The sequence below is a fragment of the Bacteriovorax sp. BSW11_IV genome, from assembly GCF_000447755.1.
Classification (GTDB): Bacteria; Bdellovibrionota; Bacteriovoracia; order Bacteriovoracales; family Bacteriovoracaceae; genus BSW11-IV.
The window spans coordinates 1-21,054 of record NZ_AUNE01000045.1 but is presented as its reverse complement, the minus strand read 5'-3'; the positions used below and the strand labels follow the sequence as shown (position 1 = coordinate 21,054).

The 21,054-nt window shown below is 36.6% G+C and carries 14 protein-coding genes; 9 read left to right on the top strand and 5 right to left on the bottom strand.

The window, feature by feature from the left end:
* Positions 1-70 precede the first annotated feature (70 nt).
* From M899_RS12035 to M899_RS12020, 4 genes are read left to right on the top strand one after another with little or no spacing between them, the layout of a single operon-like run.
* Complete coding sequence (locus tag M899_RS12035; protein ID WP_021271737.1) at positions 71-1,033, top strand: methyltransferase domain-containing protein; 963 nt, start codon at positions 71-73, stop codon at positions 1,031-1,033.
* Positions 1,034-1,037: 4 nt separating this feature from the next.
* A complete protein-coding gene (locus M899_RS12030) occupies positions 1,038-1,790 on the top strand; it encodes an HpcH/HpaI aldolase family protein (RefSeq protein WP_021271899.1) in 753 nt (250 codons plus the stop codon).
* Between the two features lie 17 nt (positions 1,791-1,807).
* On the top strand, positions 1,808-2,590 hold the full coding sequence (locus M899_RS12025) for a 3-deoxy-manno-octulosonate cytidylyltransferase (RefSeq protein ID WP_021271756.1): 783 nt from the start codon (positions 1,808-1,810) through the stop codon (positions 2,588-2,590).
* Between the two features lies 1 nt (position 2,591).
* Entirely contained in the window at positions 2,592-3,650 is a 1,059-nt protein-coding gene (locus M899_RS12020; protein ID WP_021271893.1) for a Gfo/Idh/MocA family protein, read from the top strand.
* 16 nt (positions 3,651-3,666) lie between these two features.
* On the opposite strand, the gene M899_RS12015 is transcribed toward M899_RS12020, so the two are convergent.
* Both M899_RS12015 and M899_RS12010 read right to left on the bottom strand, forming a co-directional pair.
* The gene (locus tag M899_RS12015) at positions 3,667-4,623 is read right to left on the bottom strand and encodes a glycosyltransferase family 2 protein (RefSeq protein WP_021271786.1); all 957 of its coding nucleotides are present in this window, start codon (positions 4,621-4,623) and stop codon (positions 3,667-3,669) included.
* A gap of 1 nt (position 4,624) precedes the next feature.
* Positions 4,625-6,202, bottom strand: coding sequence for an O-antigen ligase family protein (locus M899_RS12010; RefSeq protein WP_155897204.1), 1,578 nt, complete (start codon positions 6,200-6,202; stop codon positions 4,625-4,627).
* 314 nt (positions 6,203-6,516) lie between these two features.
* On the opposite strand from M899_RS12010, the gene M899_RS17855 reads away from it, so the two are divergent.
* Positions 6,517-8,523, top strand: coding sequence for an acyltransferase family protein (locus M899_RS17855; protein ID WP_021271843.1), 2,007 nt, complete (start codon positions 6,517-6,519; stop codon positions 8,521-8,523).
* On the opposite strand, the gene rfbB is transcribed toward M899_RS17855, so the two are convergent.
* Positions 8,520-9,503, bottom strand: coding sequence for a dTDP-glucose 4,6-dehydratase (rfbB, locus tag M899_RS12000; RefSeq protein ID WP_021271910.1), 984 nt, complete (start codon positions 9,501-9,503; stop codon positions 8,520-8,522). The two genes, M899_RS17855 and rfbB, sit on opposite strands and share 4 nt — an antisense overlap.
* Position 9,504: 1 nt before the next feature.
* Positions 9,505-10,374 (bottom strand): glucose-1-phosphate thymidylyltransferase RfbA, encoded by an 870-nt coding sequence (rfbA, locus tag M899_RS11995; protein ID WP_034729237.1) that lies wholly within the window; start codon positions 10,372-10,374, stop codon positions 9,505-9,507.
* Between the two features lie 292 nt (positions 10,375-10,666).
* Between rfbA and M899_RS11990 the strand changes: the two genes are divergently transcribed.
* Complete coding sequence (locus M899_RS11990) at positions 10,667-11,800, top strand: hypothetical protein (protein ID WP_021271875.1); 1,134 nt, start codon at positions 10,667-10,669, stop codon at positions 11,798-11,800.
* A gap of 72 nt (positions 11,801-11,872) precedes the next feature.
* Positions 11,873-12,433 carry a hypothetical protein gene (locus M899_RS11985; RefSeq protein ID WP_021271725.1) on the top strand — a complete coding sequence of 187 codons (561 nt, stop codon included), beginning with the start codon at positions 11,873-11,875 and terminating at the stop codon, positions 12,431-12,433.
* A gap of 48 nt (positions 12,434-12,481) precedes the next feature.
* Here the strand turns inward: M899_RS11985 and M899_RS17850 are convergent, their stop codons facing one another.
* Entirely contained in the window at positions 12,482-13,522 is a 1,041-nt protein-coding gene (locus M899_RS17850) for a glycosyl transferase family 2 (protein ID WP_021271775.1), read from the bottom strand.
* Positions 13,523-13,765: 243 nt separating this feature from the next.
* On the opposite strand from M899_RS17850, the gene M899_RS11975 reads away from it, so the two are divergent.
* Together M899_RS11975 and M899_RS17845 are read left to right on the top strand one after the other, a co-directional pair.
* Positions 13,766-15,739 (top strand): hypothetical protein, encoded by a 1,974-nt coding sequence (locus M899_RS11975; RefSeq protein WP_155897203.1) that lies wholly within the window; start codon positions 13,766-13,768, stop codon positions 15,737-15,739.
* A 324-nt stretch (positions 15,740-16,063) separates the two neighbouring features.
* Positions 16,064-21,054: beta strand repeat-containing protein (locus M899_RS17845; RefSeq protein WP_021271891.1), on the top strand; the 4,991-nt coding region annotated here is incomplete at its 3' end.

Below are 21,054 nucleotides of genomic sequence, written 5' to 3'. Positions count from 1 at the left end.
TAGGGCTTGTCTGACAGCGTTTTTTGAGTCATCCTTGCTTGCGAATGTTTTCTATTTATAAAGGATTGATATGAAAGAGGCAGAAATCAGACCTAAGGAGATATTTGAAGAATATCTTAGGCTAAGCGAACTTGATGGGAAAAAGCTCAACCACGACCAATTTGAACACATTTCCTGCCCTGCCTGTAACACTGACTCTTCTTCCAATAAATTTTTAAAAAATGACTACAATTACAACGAATGTGCAAAATGCCATACGCTGTTTTGCTCACCTCGTCCTAACAAAACTCAATTAGATGAGTTTTACTTTTCGAGTGAATCTTCTAAATTCTGGTCTACAAAGTTCTTTCCGGCCGTGAAGGAAGCGCGTCGTGAGAAGATGTTCAAACCGAAAGCCCATGATATTGTTCATTTAATAAAAGAGAAAAACCTAGGTGTTAAAAATATCTGTGACGTTGGTGCAGGCCACGGACTGCTCCTAGAGGAGATTTCGAAGATTTCTTCTGACTACAAGCTTCACGCTATTGAACCAGATTCAGATTCGGCCGCGGAATGTCGTAAAAAGGGTATCGAAGTTCTTCTTGAAGTTTCAGAAAATGCCACAGAATGGCATAATCGCTTCGACTTAGTTCTAAGCTTAGAGGTTATGGAACACGTTCATTCGCCATTTAATTTTGTCAGCTCACTCTACAATCTTGCCAAAGACGGCGGCTATGTTCTGATCACTGGCCTTGGATACGAAGGTTTTGACATTCTGACTCTCCAAGGAAAGTCGAATTCAATTTCTGCTCCACACCATTTAAATTTCCTAAGCGTTCAAGGTTTTGAAGAAGTATTCAAAGGCGCTGGATTCAAGGAAGTAGAAGTTTGGACGCCAGGCAAGCTCGATGTCGATATCGTTTGCAATGCAACAACTGACAACCATTTCATCAATGCTCTTCAAAGACGTGGTGAAAACGCCCTAAAAGAATTCCAAGAATTTTTAGTAAAACATAAATTAAGCTCACACACTTGGGTGCTAGCTAAGAAGTAGATATATGAATTTAAAAAGCAAGCTTAGACAAAACAAAGAAGTTACCCTTGGAAGTTGGATTACAATTCCAAATCGTTCCATCGCTGAGATCATGTGCAACGCAAAATTTGATTGGTTGTGTGTAGATCTTGAACACACAGTAACAACGATCGAACAGGCCGGTGATCTTATTGCCATTATTGATGCCAATAACTGCGCCCCCCTAGTTCGCCTTTCTTCAAATGATCCTGTTCAAATTAAGCGCGTTATGGATGCAGGTGCTCACGGCATCATCGTGCCAATGATTAATTCAAAAGAAGATGTTTTGGCCGCTTACAAAGCAATGCACTATCCGAATAAAGGTTTTAGAGGAGTTGGACTTGCTAGAGCTCAAAAATATGGTGCTGGTTTTGAAGATTATAAAAAATGGCTGAATGAGAGTTCTGTTTTGATTGCTCAAATTGAACATATTGATGCCGTTAATAATCTTGAAGAGATTTTAACGATGGATGAACTTGATGGTTACATTATTGGACCATACGATCTTTCAGCATCACTTGGTGTCCCTGGAGATTTCCAACACCCAGATTTTTTGAGCGCGATGAAGAAAATTGAAGATGCTATTACAAAATATAACAAACCGGGAGGGCTTCACATTGTTGAACCAGATCCTGAAAAGTTAAAAGAAGTAATCGCAAAGAAACTTCGATTTATCGCTTACAGTGTCGACATTAGAATGATCGATGTTTCATGTAGAAAAGCAATAGAGATATTATAAATATTAGAGAGGATAAAATGAAATCAATTGCAATCATTCCAGCAAGGATGGCAGCGACTAGGTTCCCAGGAAAACCATTAGCAAAAATTAACGGTATTCCAATGATCGGTCACATCTATCAAAGAACAATTATGAAGAAGTGCTTTGATGAAGTTTATGTAGCGACATGTGACCAAGAAATCTATGACTACGTTGAGAGCATTGGCGGTAAAGCTGTGATGACGGCCAATACTCACGAAAGATGTACTGACAGAACTGCTGAAGCTCTGCAAAAAATCGAAGCTGCTTCTGGAATTAAATACGATATTATCGGTATGGTTCAAGGAGATGAGCCAACTGTTGTTCCAGATGTTTTCGTTAAGGCCTTAGATGCTCTTCAAGCATCATCTGATCTTTCTATCGTAAATATCATGAATATGATTACTTCAGATGAAGAGTTTAGATCTCCAAATTCTGTAAAAGTAATCATTGATAAAAACTCAAATGCCATTACATATTCTAGAGAGCCAATCCCAAGTAATAAGAAGTTTAGTGGAGATTATCCTAAATACAGACAAACGGGACTTATCTTCTTTAAGAGAGACTTCTTGATCGAGTTCAACAATATGGCGCCGACGATGCTTGAAGAAGTTGAGTCAGTAGATATGATGAGACTAATTGAAAATGGGATCAAAGTAAGAATGATTCTTGCTGAACAAAAATGTCTATATGTAGATATTCCTGAACACGTAGGTATCGTGGAAGACTACTTAAAGTCTGAAGCCCTTTTCCAAACATACAGAGAAACTTTTGGAGTCTAATATGAATAACAAAACTTATAATGTTGCCATAGCTGGTTATGGAGTTGTTGGTCAAAGAAGAAGAGGATACATCGATTCTCATCCAAACTTTAACACAGTTGCTGTTTGCGACATTAAGTACAAAGAAAATCCTGTAAGTTCTGAGCAAGGTGCAAATGTTTACACAAACTATAAAGACATGCTTGCAAATGAAAAGATTGATGTTCTTTTTGTTTGTTTAACAAACGATATTGCAGCAGAAGTAACAATCGCTGGATTAAATAACAATATGCACGTTTTCTGCGAGAAGCCACCAGGCCGTAATCTTAAAGATATTGCAGATGTGATCGCAGCAGAGAGAAAAAACCCACATTTAAAACTTAAATATGGTTTCAACCACAGATATCATGAGTCAATTCTAAAGGCGCTTGAGATCATTGAATCAGGTGAACTGGGAACACTAATCAATATGAGAGGTGTTTATGGTAAATCGAAAATTATTTCTTACCAGTCAACTTGGCGTGCAAAAAGAGATATCGCAGGTGGTGGAATCCTTCTAGATCAAGGTATCCACATGGCCGACTTGATGAGAATGTTCGCTGGAGAATTTGTTGAATTCAAAAGCTATGTAGACAATCATTTCTGGGGTCATGATGTAGAAGACAACGCATACGCTCTTATGAAATCAGAAAGAGGCGTTGTGGCCTTCCTTAATTCTACTGCAACTCAATGGAGACATAGATTTCACCTAGAAATTTCACTTTCTAAAGGTGCAATTATTCTCTCTGGTATCCTTTCAGGGTCAAAGAGCTATGGTGCAGAGACAATTACAATTGTTCGCCCAGGTGAAGATGATGCTGGAGACCCAATGGAAACGACTATTCGTTACAACCAAGACAATTCTTGGAGTGATGAAATTCAAGAGTTTGCTAATGCCGTTCTTGATAATACTCCAATTAAGTTTGGAACTTCTAGAGATGCTTTCAAAACAATGGAACTTGTATACAAGATCTACTGTGCTGATGATCAATGGAGAGAAAAGTATAAATTAGTGGATTCGGTTGAAGGATTCGAAATATAAAAAAAGCTAGCTTATGCTAGCTTTTTTTATTGTTTATTCCAAAGACCAGAGGAAGAATTTTGTGTTTCATCTCTGGTGTATGAATTAGATGCCATACTTCTTTAGGGAAAAAGAGTGTCACATAAAGAAGGAAGTATTTGAAATCGACACTTTTTACTTTGCCCATTTCCTCTCTCGCCTTACTTTTTTCATTCAAGCTCATTAAATATCTTGCTCTATAATAATTTCCTCTCGCATAAGCTTCTTCGAACTCTCTAGGAAAATCTTTTTCAATTCCAGGATTTTCATTACGAACTTGATTTAAAGTATATTCTCTCTCATAGGCCCACTTACTTATGGCCTTATCTGTAAGAGAATTTCCGTGGATTCTAAGTTTTGCCAATACTTTGTGAATTGGACAGAAAGTCAATTTTGCAGCAATTCTAACGAAGAGATTGTACTCTTCACTTGCTGTAATATTCTTATCAAATTCAAAATTATACTTTTCAAGATCCTTACGCTTAATCAATAGTGTCGAAATATTCACATCAAATTGGCGTAGTAATTTTGAAAATAAATTTCCTGGTTCATATAGTGGGAGAGCATTATCAATGTGAGCTCCATCCTCTGTAATTTTCTCCAATCCAGCATAACAAACAGAGTGGGGAGAATTCCAAAGAGCATTTATCCCTTCTTCTAGTCTTGTTGGAAGCCAAATATCGTCGGCATCTAAAAGAGCAATCAAATCTCCCGTCGCTTTTTTCCAAGCAAGGTTTCTTGCCTCGCCAAGTGGAACAGTAACATCTGCCTTATAGTATTTTACTTTTTCACCATAAGACTTGGCAATTTCAGCAGTGGAATCCGTAGAGTTATTATCCCAGAAAATGATTTCCCAATTTGTATATGTTTGTGCGTAAACTGAATCGATGGCCTCTTTAAGGTAGTCTTCGCCGTTTAAACAATTAATAATGACTGAAACAAATGGTTGTTCCATTTTACTCCTCTCTCAATTCATCAAATCTAATAAATAAATACATAAACAGAATAAATAAGGCCAATAACAATGGTTTTACTTGAAAACAAAAGTATCCGGCCATGGCATAAGTTACAAAGAGAAAAGATAAGTTCTCATTATTTGCACTTACGCCTTTCACAATTATTTGCGCCGTTTTCCTAAAAATCAGATATCCAATCGCTAGTAATGCGAGAAGTATAGTTATCCCGTACTCAGCAACAAGATGGATATACAAATTATGCGAGTTCGATGGATGTTCACCATTTTTGATTTTTTGATAAAATTCTTGAGAAGAATAAGGAAGACTTGATAAATCAAAATATGATTTAAATCTATCAGACATCATGGCCTTCTTAGAATTTCCTGGTCCAATCCCCATAAGAGGATTTGTCACAATTAAATCAAATGCTCTATAAAATGCACCGAATCTCTCTAGTGATGAAGTCTTAGAAAGATAACCACCAGGTCTGTCATATCCATAATGAACAGGTTTTGAGTAACCAGAATAATTTGCCACCCACTCATATTCACTCAAAGAATCTCTACCCATATCTTTTGGCGGTTGAATTGTTGAAAGTTTAAGTGATATTAAATTTAAGCCAATCACAATAACAATATAGCCGGCGATAAATTTTATTTTTCGGCTTATTAAACAGGCCAAGAAAATTGCAATATAGAGTGGAAAACTATGTGCCCTATTAAATGTTTCAAGAACTAATAAGTGAAAAGCAATAAACATAATCAAATATCTATTCTTTTTAGTATTTAAATAAAAATAGAATGCAGAACCAATCGCTGCAAAGCTCATGAGTCCCATCATCAAATCGTTCGCCATAAAGATGCTTCTAAAAGCATTTCTATAATTGAAAGAATAATAGCGAACAGATAATGGTGAAATTCTAAATCTTCCAAGGAAGTATTCAAGAGCAAGCAGTGTCCCCATTACGACAAATGGAATCAAAATTGTCTTCACTTGTTTCTTTGTCTGAATCAGTGGAGCGAACAACAGGGCAAAAATTGCTAAAAATATTTGATCTAATTCAAATAACGAGATGAATGGGTTTTTGTCCACTCTGTGACCCACTACTAGAATGTGCATAAGACCAATAAGCCCTACCGTACATAATGAATAGAAAATATATTTGAATACTTTATTTTCAAAGTTCAGAACACTCTTACGCTCTTTTATTAAATTGAATAAGAGCGCAATGATGAAAAAGAACTCCAATATAAGATGAATTGATCCCGCATCTTCTAAAAGGCCAAACCCGAGATTAAAAAGATTAAGCGTGCTCTGCCCCACTAGTTCTTTCTTAGGAAAAAAGAGAAGAAAAATTAGCCAAGTATAAAATGTTTGAAAGTAAGTTAAATTACGCCATGCCCATAGAACAAAAAATACTCCCCAAGACAGTATTGCCACAAAATAAATATTGAAGCGCATTTCACTAAATTCTTGGAAATAGCCAAAACTCATTAAGAAAAGTGCAAGGAAGAAAAAGAGAGAGAAGCTGATGATGTTTTTAAGGGACAATGGAATGTTATTTTCCACCGTATTCATTAATTTATTGATTGATTGGAGATTCAACAAAGACTTAGCCTGACGCTTAGTGACCTCATTCATATATTACCTTTTTCTCTCTACTTATTTACGAAAGACTCTCTCTCTAAAGGTCAGATTCATAAAAATAAATTTGATGTACTCATTTAACACTAGAAATTACGAGACTTCCAGCACTTGCTTACTCTAAGTTTGGATTTTTTCATTGATACACAGAAGTGCGTCATCCCTCTCGCACATTGACACAGCGGCATTCATTTCTTTATATTTTCATAACATTTATTCTAAAAAAATCAGTTCAATAAGGCGTTTTCATGTCCATAAAGTACAGAAGAGATATAGATGGTCTTAGGGCCATTGCTGTATTGCCAGTAATACTATTTCACTCAGGATTTAAACTTTTCGAAGGTGGTTATACCGGAGTCGATGTCTTCTTTGTCATTAGTGGATACCTCATCACATCAATTATTCTTAAATCGTTAGATGATAATTCATTCAGTTTGAAGGACTTTTATTTACGAAGAGTTAAACGCTTGATGCCTGCTTTGACGGTTGTCATGGTTGCTTGTGTAATTATCGCACCCCAACTGTTACCGGCCCTTGATTTAAAGAACTTTTTTGAAAGTTTATTTTTTGTGCCACTGTTTTCTTCAAATTTTTTATTTTGGTATGAAAGCGGCTACTTTGATACGGCATCTGAGCTGAAACCACTACTTCACACATGGAGTTTAGCGGTAGAAGAACAATATTATTTGATATTTCCTCCATTGATGCTTTTTGCGTATAAAAAATGGAGTAAAAACCAAATATTTAAATTTTTAACAGGATTTATGATTCTAAGTTTTGCGGCATCTTGTTACTCAAGCCGCCATAATCCAACTGCAAATTTCTATTTACATCCGTGGAGAACTTGGGAAATCGCCCTTGGCGCCTTTTTAGCATTTCTTCCAGTGAAGGCCTATACATTAAGAAAATCAAATTCCATGGGACTTCTTGGACTAACACTAATTCTAATTGGTATCTTTGCTTTTGATGCAGACACTCCATTTCCAGGCTTCTATGCCCTTTTCCCAACAATCGGTACGGCACTGATACTATTTTTCTACAACGAAAAATCAATCACGGCAAAACTTCTCGGAAACAAGTTACTCGTTGGGATTGGAATGATAAGCTACAGTACTTATCTATGGCACCAGCCACTTATTGCCTTTTACCATGCCTACAAAATGCTTTCGTTTACAGTCTTTGAAAAATCAATGCTCGTATTTTCATCACTTGCACTTGGATATATTAGCTGGAGATTTGTTGAACAACCAATTCGATTCTCAAAACGAATTTCTATTCCATCACTTGTTCGTTTTGCAGTTGTATCATCAGTAATATTCATTGCCGTTGGTGGATATGGTAGCTTAACAACTAAGCCTGTTGAAAAAGTAACTTTCCCTTTCTATGAAAAAGAAGTTCCTGTTAAATACGGTGGCCATGAAGAGAATAAGAAAAGTTGTCCATTTCCACCGATTGATGAATATGTATGTAATACAAGCGGGCAAAAGAAAGACAAGAGTGTCGTTATTGTTGGAGACAGTCACGCTCGTGTTCTGACTGAGTCTTTTTATGGAGACAACTCTGGTTATTCAAATTTTTATGATCTAAGTGGTGGGGGATGTCCTTTCTTACTTGATCTTCAGATTTATCACAATCACCACACAACAAGATGTACACCTGAGTATCAGAACAAGAGACTTTCTTATTTTAGAAAACTGAGAAAAGAAATAAAGAATAATCTTACTATCGTGACAACAGCGAGACTTCCTCTTTATCTTTACGGTGATGGTTTTGATAACGAAATGGGTGGTGTTGAAAAAAGAGAGCCATACTACGCCTCAACAGAACCAAGACTTCCTCTAGCACAAAGAGAAGCTTTGTTTTTTAAATCACTTGAGAAGAGTGTAACTGAAATGTCTTTGAATGCTGATAAACTTATCATAATTCTACCAGGACATACGAATGGATGGGATGTAATCAGTCGTGCAATTAAACTTGAAAAAAGAGTAAAAACTCCAAGTGAGCTCAAAGAACTTCTTGTGATTGATAAGAATGTTGCTCAAAAAAGAAGAAGTAAAGTAACAGATTTTCTCTATGAAATGCAGAAGAAGTATCCAAATATTGTCTTTATCGACCCTATGGATATAACCTGCTCAGGAACAGAAAATAAATGCTATGGTTTTGACCACATGGAATTTCTGTTCACTGACACAGACCACTTATCTTATTACGTAAACAATATTCTTAAGAATAAAGTTTTTGAAATAATCAATTAAACTATTGTCTCAAGCCCTTGCATAAAAGTATGCTCGGGCTTCCACCCAAGCTCGCTCTTGAGCTTACTAGCATCAATAGCATATCTCTTATCGTGACCTGGTCTATCTTTTACAAAAGTAATTAAGTCTTTATAGCTTCCAGTTGCACGTGGCTTCTTATTGTCTAAAATTTCGCAAATCGTATGAACAACTTCTAAGTTTGTTTTCTCAGCATCTCCACCAACATTGTATGTCTCTCCTGCTCTACCTTTGTGATAAACAACATCAATTGCCGAACAGTGATCATCTACAAACAACCAGTCTCTAATATTTTTCCCATCCCCATAAATAGGAATAGGTTTACTAGCAAGCGCCGAACGAATGATAGTTGGGATAAGCTTTTCATCATGTTGACGAGGGCCATAGTTATTTGAACAATTCGTGGTTACGACGTTCATACCAAAAGTATGAAAATATGATCTTACGATCATATCTGAAGATGCCTTAGACGCTGAGTATGGTGAATTGGGAGCATAAGGAGTTTCTTCAGTGAAATAACCAGTATCTCCCAAAGTTCCATAAACCTCATCAGTTGAAATATGGTGGAATCGACAATTTTTATATTTGTCTTTGTAGTTAAACGGACCATCCATCCAAAACTTTCTAGCAACATCAATTAAAGTAAATGTACCCATTACATTTGTTCTCACAAACTCATCAGGGTCAAGAATTGAATTATCAACGTGAGACTCAGCTGCGAAATGAATCACACCTTGAATATCATATTTTTCAAAAAGACTTTCCACTAAAGGGCGGTCACAAATATCACCTTTTACAAAAGTATGTTTTGACTCGTCTACACCACTTAAGTTCTCAAGATTTCCCGCATAAGTTAGAAGATCGAGGTTAATGAGGTGGTAATCGCTATGCTTTGCCAAAAAGTAGTGAACAAAGTTTGAACCAATAAAGCCTGCGCCGCCAGTAACAAGAATATTTTTCATTTTAGTCTTCTTTTATAATACGTTGTAAGTACTTTCCGTACTCACTATTTTTCATTTTTTGAATCGCTTCTTTTACAACGTCTTTCGTAATCCATTTTTTATTATAAGCAATTTCTTCAAGACAAGCGACCTTTAGCCCCTGTCTTTTCTCAATTGTTTGAATGAAGTTTGAAGCCTCTAGGAGTGAAGTGTGAGTTCCCGTATCTAACCAGGCCACTCCTCTTCCAAGAAGTTGAAGCGAGAGCTCGCCATTTTTCAAGTACTCTTGGTTTACACTTGTAATCTCTAACTCTCCACGATCAGATGGCTTAACGTTCTTAGCAATTTGAATGACTTTATTATCAAAATAGTAAAGGCCAGTTACTGCATAATTAGATTTAGGAACTTCAGGCTTTTCTTCAAGAGATAAAACTTTTAAATCTTTATCAAATTCAGCAACCCCATATCTCTCAGGATCTTGAACATAGTAACCAAAAATAGTGGCCCCTTTTTCAAGTCTTGCCGCCTCTTCTAATTTTCCAGTTAAACCTTGTCCGTAGAAGATGTTGTCTCCCAAAACAAGACAAACACTATCATCACCAATAAAGTCTTCACCTAAAATAAAGGCCTGTGCAAGACCATCCGGAGAAGGTTGAACTTTATAAGAAATCTCAAGACCAAGTTGATGGCCATTTCCAAATAGGTTTTCAAAATGAATGATATCTCTTTCAGTCGAGATAATAAGAATCTCTCTGATATTAGAGAGCATTAACACTGACAGCGGATAATAAATCATCGGCTTGTCGTAGATGGGAATAATTTGTTTTGATATCGATAAAGTTGCAGGATTTAATCGTGTTCCAGAACCGCCTGCGAGAATAATTCCCTTCATACCCCAAACCTTCTCAATTTGCATGGCGTAAAACCATACAAGTAATCAATAATTTAAGTAAATAAATTAATTCATTTTTTGAATTTTGTAAAAGACACATTGTTAGTAGCGACACAAAAACAAGACATCTCAATCGTTATTAAAATCAAGATTCCTTAACTCTCTGCAGAAAAATAGTTTTATAACTCTCTGATATTAAAATAAATTTTAAATCTTAGGCGTTACTCGATATAGATATGAGTCAAAAGTTATTTATGCTTCTAAAACATTAACCATTCAGGAGTGTATAAACATGTCACACTTTTCCATCAAAGAGAACGGACAAAGAGTTATAGATGAGGTCCATTCTCCAATTAAGCTACAGACTCAAACACAGGATGATTTTTTTGGATGGATGTATCTTTTAGTTCCTATATCTCTCGGAACTTACTTTCTAGTATCTTTTTTTAATGACACGACAACATATTACAATTTTGAAACTAATAAAAACACATACTACTTCTACATACTCTTTGGTTATTCTCTGATTTTTATCCTAGAGTTTTTAAATAGATATTTTAAAAATAGATTTAGAATGGATCAGATAAACAAGATCACGCATTCATTCATAAAAACAATTAATCACTTTATTAATAAAATTTTATTCTTGAAGTTTAGTACTTTTCGAAATTATCCAAAATGGGACGTTATATTCTTTAGAATGTCTTTTCCAATTTTTTTGCATGGATTCATTTTTCTAACTCTGAATTATTCTTCCTTTCTTGGACACTCATCAAATCTAAATTTCTTAGAAAAAAAAGATGCGTTAGTTGTAACTAACTTCATCAAAGATGAGGGTAGACTATATGCTAGTACAGATAACAAAAACTTAAGCTATAATGTTAATTCGCCATCTCTAGAGTACCAAAGAGCGAATATCATCCTAGCGATTGCAAACACTAAAAAACAAAGACTCCTTTCTTTTATTGCAGCAATCTTTGGTTTTATAAGTGTTGCAACCTGGCAATTATACTCAAGGAAAAGTTCACAATTTAAAAGCTGCTTAGATAGCTATAATAAATATATGGATGATCTAGCTAAAAATACTCTTCCCAATAAAGATGCCTACCTCTTAAAATCCACCGCAATTGCACTTGAAATACTTCATGATGACCTGTGGGCCCATAAGAATTTTAGTGAGTTTTTTGTAAATATAACTCTTCAAGCTTTCAAAGAAATAAATACAAAAGAGCATATGGGTTTTTTGAAAAATTTAAAAATAGTTCGAAATGAGATTTTGCGTGATGATGTTGATTTTAAATCAATTGAAAGACAATTCTACATGGACCTAAATGACGGGAAAATTTGTATTTCACAAATTGGAGCAATGTTTGATTATCAAAATCAAATTATTTACCAAAAGCTAAATTCAAAAATTGCTGCATAATCAAAATGCTAGATTAAGATAAATTAACAATAAAGATAGTGAAAATAATTCCAAAAAGAATACAATAGAGATATGAAGTTATTATTTTTGCTACCTTTATTTGTTCTTCTCCAATCATGTGGAGAAATTGACCCTGAATCAATTTTCGCCTGTCCAGACAAAGAAACCTTTTATGGCAACACAAGCTCTGTTACGGTTGGGGCCACTCAAAAAATTTCCCAACGAATGCACATGAACGGCATTGTTGGAACTAAGATTTATTCCAATAAAGTCACCTTCCAAATGGAGTCAAGTAATCTTACTGCGATTAAACTAGACGTTTACAAAGGTGACACTGGCTCAAATGATACAGGAACGCTACTTGGGTCAACGACAGTAACTTCCGGCCTTGGAAGTAGTGACACAGGAACGAAAATTGAATTCATGCTTTCATCTGAAATTTATTTTGAAGTTGGAAACAGCTACTACTTCGTTCTCTCTCCAACTGGCGGCTCTTTCACGATCCCCTACGTTTCACCAACCAAAATCGCCGTCTCAGATATTAACATCTTTAACGGCACATCTTGGACATCGTCAGGATTTAATAATTCCAATCTATCATTTGAAGTGGATTACAATAGTTGTGATAAATAAAAAGAGATGTGCCATGTTCCCTAAAGATATATTTAGGGAACGTGGCACCTATCTTTGAGAGACGCCAATCGCAGACAATCTCATAAGTAGTTCTAGATCTTTTCCCCAAGGTCTTGCGAAATCAGACTTCATATTGAAGTCTTTTTTCTGACTATATTGGAAGCGATCCATAAGACTTGGATTCATGACTACCATATTTTTGAATCTGTGTTCAAAAGGAACTTCTTCTGTCGAGCTAACGAAATGAACTTCTTTAGCATTTATACTCGCAACAAGCTCATCAGAAAATTCAGTCCAATCTCCGACAACATAAACAATCTCACGAGTATCAAATGAGTATGGCTCACCCATTCTCTCGATACGTTTTTGCATGACTGCAGGATGCTTCATGAGAACTTTGGCCGTTTCTGTAGCAGCGAATGCTTTTTTCTCACGATTGAAATATTTTTTGAACTTTTCAGCTGGGCGAATCATTTGAATAAGGAGCTTTTGCTTTTCAGCATAACTTCCCGCTTCACGAACGTGACCATAATGAAGAATTCTACATTCTGACTCATAGGCCTTTGTGATGCCACTGAAGCCCTGAGCGTCCCCGTAGCTTTGGATATTTGAATTAAGTTTTACGGCACGCACTTCATGAGGATACCATCTTCTTGAAAGAGCGATCTCGTAATGGCTTTGCCAAAAATGGAAATATCTAAATCGAGCCGCATCGCAACCCGTTTTCTGGGCCTCTTCAATATCATGCCTAATTCTTTCAATCTCATCTTCATGCAAAAGTTCATCACATTGAAGATAAAATCCCCAAGCATCATTTTCTGCACCATGATCTTTACGTAGAGCTTCAAGAGCAATATTCGTTTGTTGTGAAAGAATCTGTCCACCATCACCCATGATGGCTGGATCCCAGATAGTGTCGATGATGACGAGATTATCAAATTCTTTTAGGGCCTCTTTTGTGCCATCATCACAATCTCCAACGGCGATATAAATCTTATCCACCAGAGGCGATAAGCTTTTTAAGCACTCGCGAAAACTGTAATCGAACTTAATTCCATTTCTTAGAAGGGTAAAACCGTATATTTTCATCTAATTAAAATACCCTAATCAATCACGTTCCTTCAAGGGCCTAATATAAGGTAAATGCCTCCAAAAGATGCTAAGTGATCCCCGCTTAAGCCTTAAAAGCACTGTACGGTCAATTAGCGCACCTCACCTATTAACAATAAATTATCCATTCCATTGTTGTGGAATTTTCATTTTTGCCACACTGACTCATATGATTTTCAATGGTCCTTAACTAAAGTTTGAAAACACACCGATAATATAGTTATGGGTAGAGGCTTAATTTATATTCTATTTTTAGCACTTGGGTTTACGTCCTGTATAAACTCAAACATTACCGTGTCCTTTGAAAAAGTTCTTGGCAATTCTTCTGCTGGAAAATCTTCCGATGCAAACAATGATTCCGATGCAACAGAAGATGATAATTTTAATTACATCCTTTCTGCTCCAGGACTCATTCAGACAAATAGTGTAGATAACAAGTCTTACTTTCTCGATAATAATGCGCAGGCCATTTTTGAACTTAATACAACATCAGGTGTGCACAATCCTATTTTTCTACGTTATGAATTGCAGTCTTCTGATTACAAAAGAATGAAGCAACTCTACCTCTGTACTTCTCAAAACTTTGGAATTCTAGAAGTTCAAAATACACAGACAGATGTTACTGAATTTTTAAAAATAGATCTTTCTACAAAAGTGACATCTGTTATTACTTCAACAGATTCAAATATCGCAGAACTTCAATTCCCCAATGGTGCTCGTCTCGATATGGCCTGTGAAAATCTTTATATCTTAGATGGTGGTTCTCAATCATTGATAAGATTAAACCTCACATCAAGTTTAGCTACGCTAATTTCAAGTAACGCAATTGGAACAGGCGGTTCTTTATTTAATTCGCCGAAAGATATCTATGTTGATGAGCTGAACGATGAAGCTTACATTACAGATTATGGCTATTTCACACCATTCTCACAGGGGTATATTTTTAAAGTTAATTTAACAACTGGAAACAAATCTCTTTTTTCAAACTACGATATTGGAACAGGAACATCATTCATTTTCAGAAATATTTTAAATATAGAACAATTTGATAACAATTATCTTTATGCATATGCTGAAAGATATATTTTCGAAGTAGATAAAACAACAGGTGATAGAGTTGTTCTCTTTGATGATGGCGATATTCCTGGATTTGACATCTTCAACTACAGAGGATTTACACTCGATCCTTTTGACAAATCTTTTGCTTTTTTAAATGGAGGGAGCAATAGTCCCTTAATCTACAAAATGAATTTGACAGCACCATCAGGATCTTTAGTCGCTTCTGGTTACACCGCAAGTGGCCCCAATATAATCAAAAGTTCATCAATGGTAGTAACTTCAGATGAATCGAGAATCTTTTTTTCATCGACTTATGAACTTGGTATCAAAGAAGTTAATCCCCAAACTGGAAATAGATCAATCACATCTGATAACTCTCTAGGGACAGGACCACTTTACGATAATGAAGACAACCCGCAGATTGCAATTACGAGTGATGACAACTTCATTTATTATTTTGGGCAAAAGTCTCAATATGTATTGAAAGTTGAAATTGCCACAGGAAATAGAACAATAATCATCGACGCTACGTCTTCACCGTCTTTTCCATTCGCAACATTTTCCTTAATGAAATTAGGCCCGACGAATCAATATCTCTATTTTACGAGTCAATTTAATGACGAAATATATCGCCTCGATGTAGACAACGGAAGTTTTATAAAAATTGCCGACAATTCTGGAGTTGGAAGTGGTGTTTCTTTGTGTGGGCCAAAAGATTTTACAATTAACCAAAGCGAAACAAAACTCTATTCATTCAATTGTTCAACTTCTGGTTTTGTCGAGATAGACCTTGTAACACTTCAAAGAACGACAAAAACTGATGCTCTATTACTTAACTTCGACCTAGATTTTAACCAGCCGCTAGTGCTTTCAACGGACAATGAAAATCAATTCATCATAGCTCTCAATGGTGATATTACAGAATTAGATGCGACAACAGGTAACGAAGCGTCTATCAGTACTCCTTATAAAAAAGGGAAAGGAAATATTATTCCTTCAAAAATCAATGCAATATGGATAAACAAAGACAGAACGTACATCTATGTTGAGTCCAATGGCGAACTCTTCAAAATCAACACCAAATCTGGAAACCGAAAAATTCTCTCTAAATGGTTCGCAACTGTCTTTGCTTCTTAGATAATTTCGACATACCACTAAATGACTAAAGGTCATCAGAATCCAACAAGTTTGGACCTCAATTATTCGTATTTGCCTATTTTTTAGCTCACTCATTAGGCAAAATATTCTCAACAAAAACCCCCTACACCTCACTTAACCGCCTGACATTAGGGCACTCTTCAACCTTTTTAACACGTAACGAAACTCTATTTGTGAAAGAATTTCAATAAAAATTTATAATTTAGGAAGCGCAAATAAATTGCGTTGATGGGTAGCGAAAACAAAACTTAAAAAGAAGTAGGGTTCAACATTAAGTTTTTAAAGATTCTTCTCCTATTAACAATGATAGCTCTCTATTCTAGCTGTGATAACTCTAAAATTAGAGTTAGCCTCCCTACGTCTAATCAATTATTCGGTGGCGACAATAGTGAAGAAGTTCCTTCCGGCGGCCCTACTCCCGGTCCAACTTTAAATGTCGAAATCAATCAGGCCATTAACGAAACTATCGGATCATGTACTTTCACAGAAACTCTCGACCCATCAACAACAGCTGGAAACTCTTTCAAAATTTCGTTTTCGGAATCAATTGACCCTACATCATTTGATATTTCTGACATTACGAACTCTGGAAAGGGAGGTAGCTTAAACTTAAATTGGAGCCTTGTTGATTGTGGAGACAATCAAAACTTTCAACTAGTCGTTAATACAATTGAAGGTGATGGTTCAGTAATTCCAACAATCGCTGCAAACTCTGTTGAAACAGCTACAGGACTTTTGAACAACAATTCTTCAGGCACTGATTCTTCCATTACCTATGTCAATACATCTTTGAACGTCACAATTGAAAAGGCCACTGCCAAAAGTGTTGGTAGTTGTACCTTTTCTACAACTCCAAGTATTACGAATTCACAGCTCATAGAATACGAAGTCGTTTTCAACAACCCTATTGACCCCTCAACATTTACAACTTCCGACATTATTAATAATGGAACAGGTGGGGCAACAACTCTAAATTGGTCAATTACAAATTGTGGTAGTAGTACTCACTTTAAATTGCAAACAACAGCGATCACTGGACAAGGGACCATCATTCCCCGATTGAGTGCATCCTCTGTTCAAACTGTTTCTCTAAAAAATAATACTCCTTCATCTTCATTAAATAATACCGTAACCTTTGACTCAATCTCTCCAACAATGACAATTGCCCAAAGAGCTGATCAAGATGATCCCACAGGGGGAGCACCAGTTCGATTCGATGTGCAATTTAGTGAGCCCATAGATACGAGTTCATTTTCAAGTTTAGATATTGTTCTTGATGGTTCTTCAACAAACACAGTTGGAAGCTGGAACGTTATTAACACAGGAGATGGACAGAATTTTGTTATCGAAGCCGTCTCAATCGGTTCAAGTGGAACCATCTCACCAAGAATGACTGCAGGAGTTGTTAGAGACTTGGCAGGAAACTTTAATACAAGTCCGATCTATGGTGCAGATAATATTGTTACAGTAGACAATACTCTGATCGCAGCACCGACAATTGCTTCATCTCACGGAGTGAATGCAAGTACAAATAGTTTGCCCATTGAATTTCTAATTACATTTAATACTGTTGTCGATCAAGCAACTCTCAGTACATCTGATATTATTCAAAATGGGACAGTTACAGGTATTACTTGGGAAATTACAGATTCTGGAGATAGTAAGAATTTTATCCTAAAGGCCCTTACAGCAAGTAATGATGGTACAGTCATTCCTTCGCTAAATGCCAATACAGTTAAAGCTCTAGGTGGACAGGACTTCCCAGCAAGTATTCCTACTGGAAATGGAAATAATGTCAGATATGATACCACTGCACCAAGTGTAATATTCTCTCAAAGACCTACTCAGCAAGATCCTACGGCCACAACGCCTATCCTCTTTGATGTTGTATTCAATGAGGCCATAGATCCAACATCATTTACGACTGATGATATTTACTTAAACTCTGGAGCCAGTGCCTACGTTTCTTCTTGGTCGATTGTGAACTCTGGTGACGATCAAAATTTTACATTGCAAGCAACTGCCGTAGGTACTTCAGGAACAATCATTCCAAATATGCAGGCCGGTAAAGTTTATGACAAGGCCGGCAATAGTAATGCTCTTCCAACTTATGGCGTTGATAACCAAGTTACTTTTGATAATGCGGGTCCATATGTAGTTATTAATCAACACCCTGGAGGTGTCGTTGGAAGCTGTCCAAATATTACTGCACAAGTTGATCCGACGAGTTCACAGACAATAAATTATCTCATCACTTTTTCAAAACAAATCACGAATTCAACATTCACAATCGGTGATATCAGTAATATTGGAACTGGTGGCGGGACAACCCTGAGTTGGAATATTACATCATGTGGTGATCAAAGAAATTATCTTCTCACAACTACTGCAATCGTAGGCGGTGGAACTATATGGCCTAAGATTTTGGCCAACACTATTCAAGACACACTAGGAAACTTTAACAATGAATCAAGTAGTAGTGATGGAAGTGTTCTTTACAGTTCTTTGGCCATCAATCCAACCATAGAGCAACACCCTGGTGGAGTTATTGGCTCATGTCCAAATATCACTACACAAGCTGATCCTGTAGCGGCCCTCGATATCAATTATATTTTAACTTTTGATAATCCGATTGATCCCTCTACTTTTACAGCTTCAGATATCGTAAACGTAGGAACAGGTGGTTCTACTGCACTCACATGGAATATTACTTCGTGTGGGGATAATTTGAATTTCTTAGTTAGTGCAAATGCGATAACTGGAGATGGAACAATTCAACCGACTCTACCCGCAAATATGGTTAATGATATTGCGGGTAATATCAACTTGGCCTCAAGTTCTGTTGATAACTCTGTTTTATATGATGTAAAAGGTCCTGAAGTCTCAATTGAAATTTATCCAGGTGGTACTTACGGAAACTGTGCACTTATTCCAGTGCAAGAAGAAATCACACGAGAACTATCCCTTAAGTATTTGGTTCAATTTGATGAAGTTATTCTTCCTGAAACGTTTGATTTAAGTGATATTTCAAATGCTGGTTCAGGGGGAAGTGGAAATCTTAGTTGGTCTATCACTAATTGTGGCGACAACATGACCTTTCTTTTAGAGGCCATCGCTGTTGAAGGTGATGGATTCATCCAACCGACAATTGGAGCAAATCTTGTTGAAGATATTTTTAATAATTTAGGAAGCGCTTCTACTAGTATAAATAATTCGATCTACTTTGATATCACAGCTCCAAGTGTAGCAATTGAAAAACACCCTGGTGGAGTTGTCGGTTCTTGTCCGATCGTTTCAACTCAGATTTCATTTACAAATGATCCAAGTATTAACTACCTCGTAACTTTTTCAGAGGAAATTCTCACTAGTTCATTTACGACTTCCGATATCAAAAATATGGGTACAGCTGGCGCTGGTGGTTTAGATTGGTCAATCACAAACTGTGGTGACAACAGAAACTTCTTAATCACAACAACGAGTATTAATGGTGGTGGAACAATTATTCCCGTGATTGAGCGCTTCACTGTCTATGATCCATATTACAACCGAAATCTTCCCTCTACCTCTGTAGATAATATCGTCAAATACGATCAGGATATCCCTACTCTTACTATTTCACGCGATATCAATCAGGCCAATCCTGCATCAATTGAACCATTGAGATACAGAGTAACTTTTTCTGAAGAAATTGATGCCACAAGTTTCACGACTTCTGATATTCAATTTGCATCAGGCTCAAATATTACTGCATCAACAATAACCATAACGAACACTGGGGATAATACCAACTTCATCGTAACCCTAAGTGGACTTTCTGGTGAAGGAGTGATTGGGATCAATATTGGAGCAGGATTAATTTCAGACTTTGTGGGCTTTACAAATTCTGCTGCGACATTAACCAATCACATGATAACAATCAAAAAAGGTTGGTATCAAGAAGCCTTTATTAAAAGCTCTAACTCTGGAATTGATGATTCATTTGGATTTAGTGCTGATATATCCGGAGACACTATCGTAGTCGGTGCGCCAAAAGAAGACAGCAATCAAACGACAATTACAAATGGCGTAGGCTCAAGTGCTGACAACTCTAGCGCAGATAGTGGTGCTGTCTATGTTTATAAAAGAACTGGTGACACTTGGGTTCAAGAAGCCTACATCAAAGCGACTGCGCCTGATGCTGGCGATGAGTTCGGTACTTCAATTGCGATCAATGGTGACACATTAATCGTAGGAGCGACTCTTGATGATTCATCAACGAATGTCATTATCAATGGCCCAATTGGAAGTACGGACAACGTTGCCAATAATCGTGGTTCTGTTTATATCTTTACTAGAACGGGAACAACATGGGCACAAGAGGCCTATCTTCAATCCGTAAATGCTGATGATAATGACTCTTTTGGTTTTGATATTGATATCCATCAAGACACGATTGTTGTAGGTGTTCCGGGCGAAGATTCCAGTACATCAGGAATCACTAATGGTCCATCAGCATCAATAAATAACTCGTTCACAGGCTCTGGTGCCGTTTATGTCTATAAACGAACAGGTGTAAACTGGATTCAAGAAGCTTACATAAAACCTATTAACAATAGTTCAAATGATCTCTTTGGTACTTCTGTTGCTATCTATGAAAATACAATTGTTGTCGGTTCACCTCAAGAAGATACGAGTTTATCGGGTGTATCTAATAGTTCTTCTCCTTCCACAAATAACTCATTCAGTAATTCCGGTGCAGCCTATGTCTATCAACGAGATGGTTCAACTTGGAGTCTCGCTGCCTTTTTCAAGGCCTCAAACCCAGGAAGTTCGGATAACTTTGGATCATCTGTCGATATTTATGACCAAAGAATAATTGTAGGTGCACCATATGAAGACAACAATCTCTCTGGAGTCCATGTAGGTACTACATTTTTAGAATCAAATGGTATGTCTAACTCTGGTTCAGCATATCTATTTAAAAGAAATTCTGATTCATTATGGGAGCAAGAAGCATATTTCAAAGCCGAAAACTCAAATCAAAGTCAAAACTTTGGTAGTAAAGTTTCTATCTCACATAACGCTATTGCAATCGCAGCACATGGCGATTCAACTACAGGAAATGCATCATGGAGTACACAACCACTTCCAAATGATATTGATGCACCTAACGCTGGTTCAATTTCAACTTACCTTTTTAAAGATAATCAGTGGGTTTTTGAATCGTACAACAAGGCCCTCAACTCACAGGCCAATGACAAATTTGGTTTTGTAACAAAAATTGATGGTGAAACTCTAATCGCATCTTCACCCTA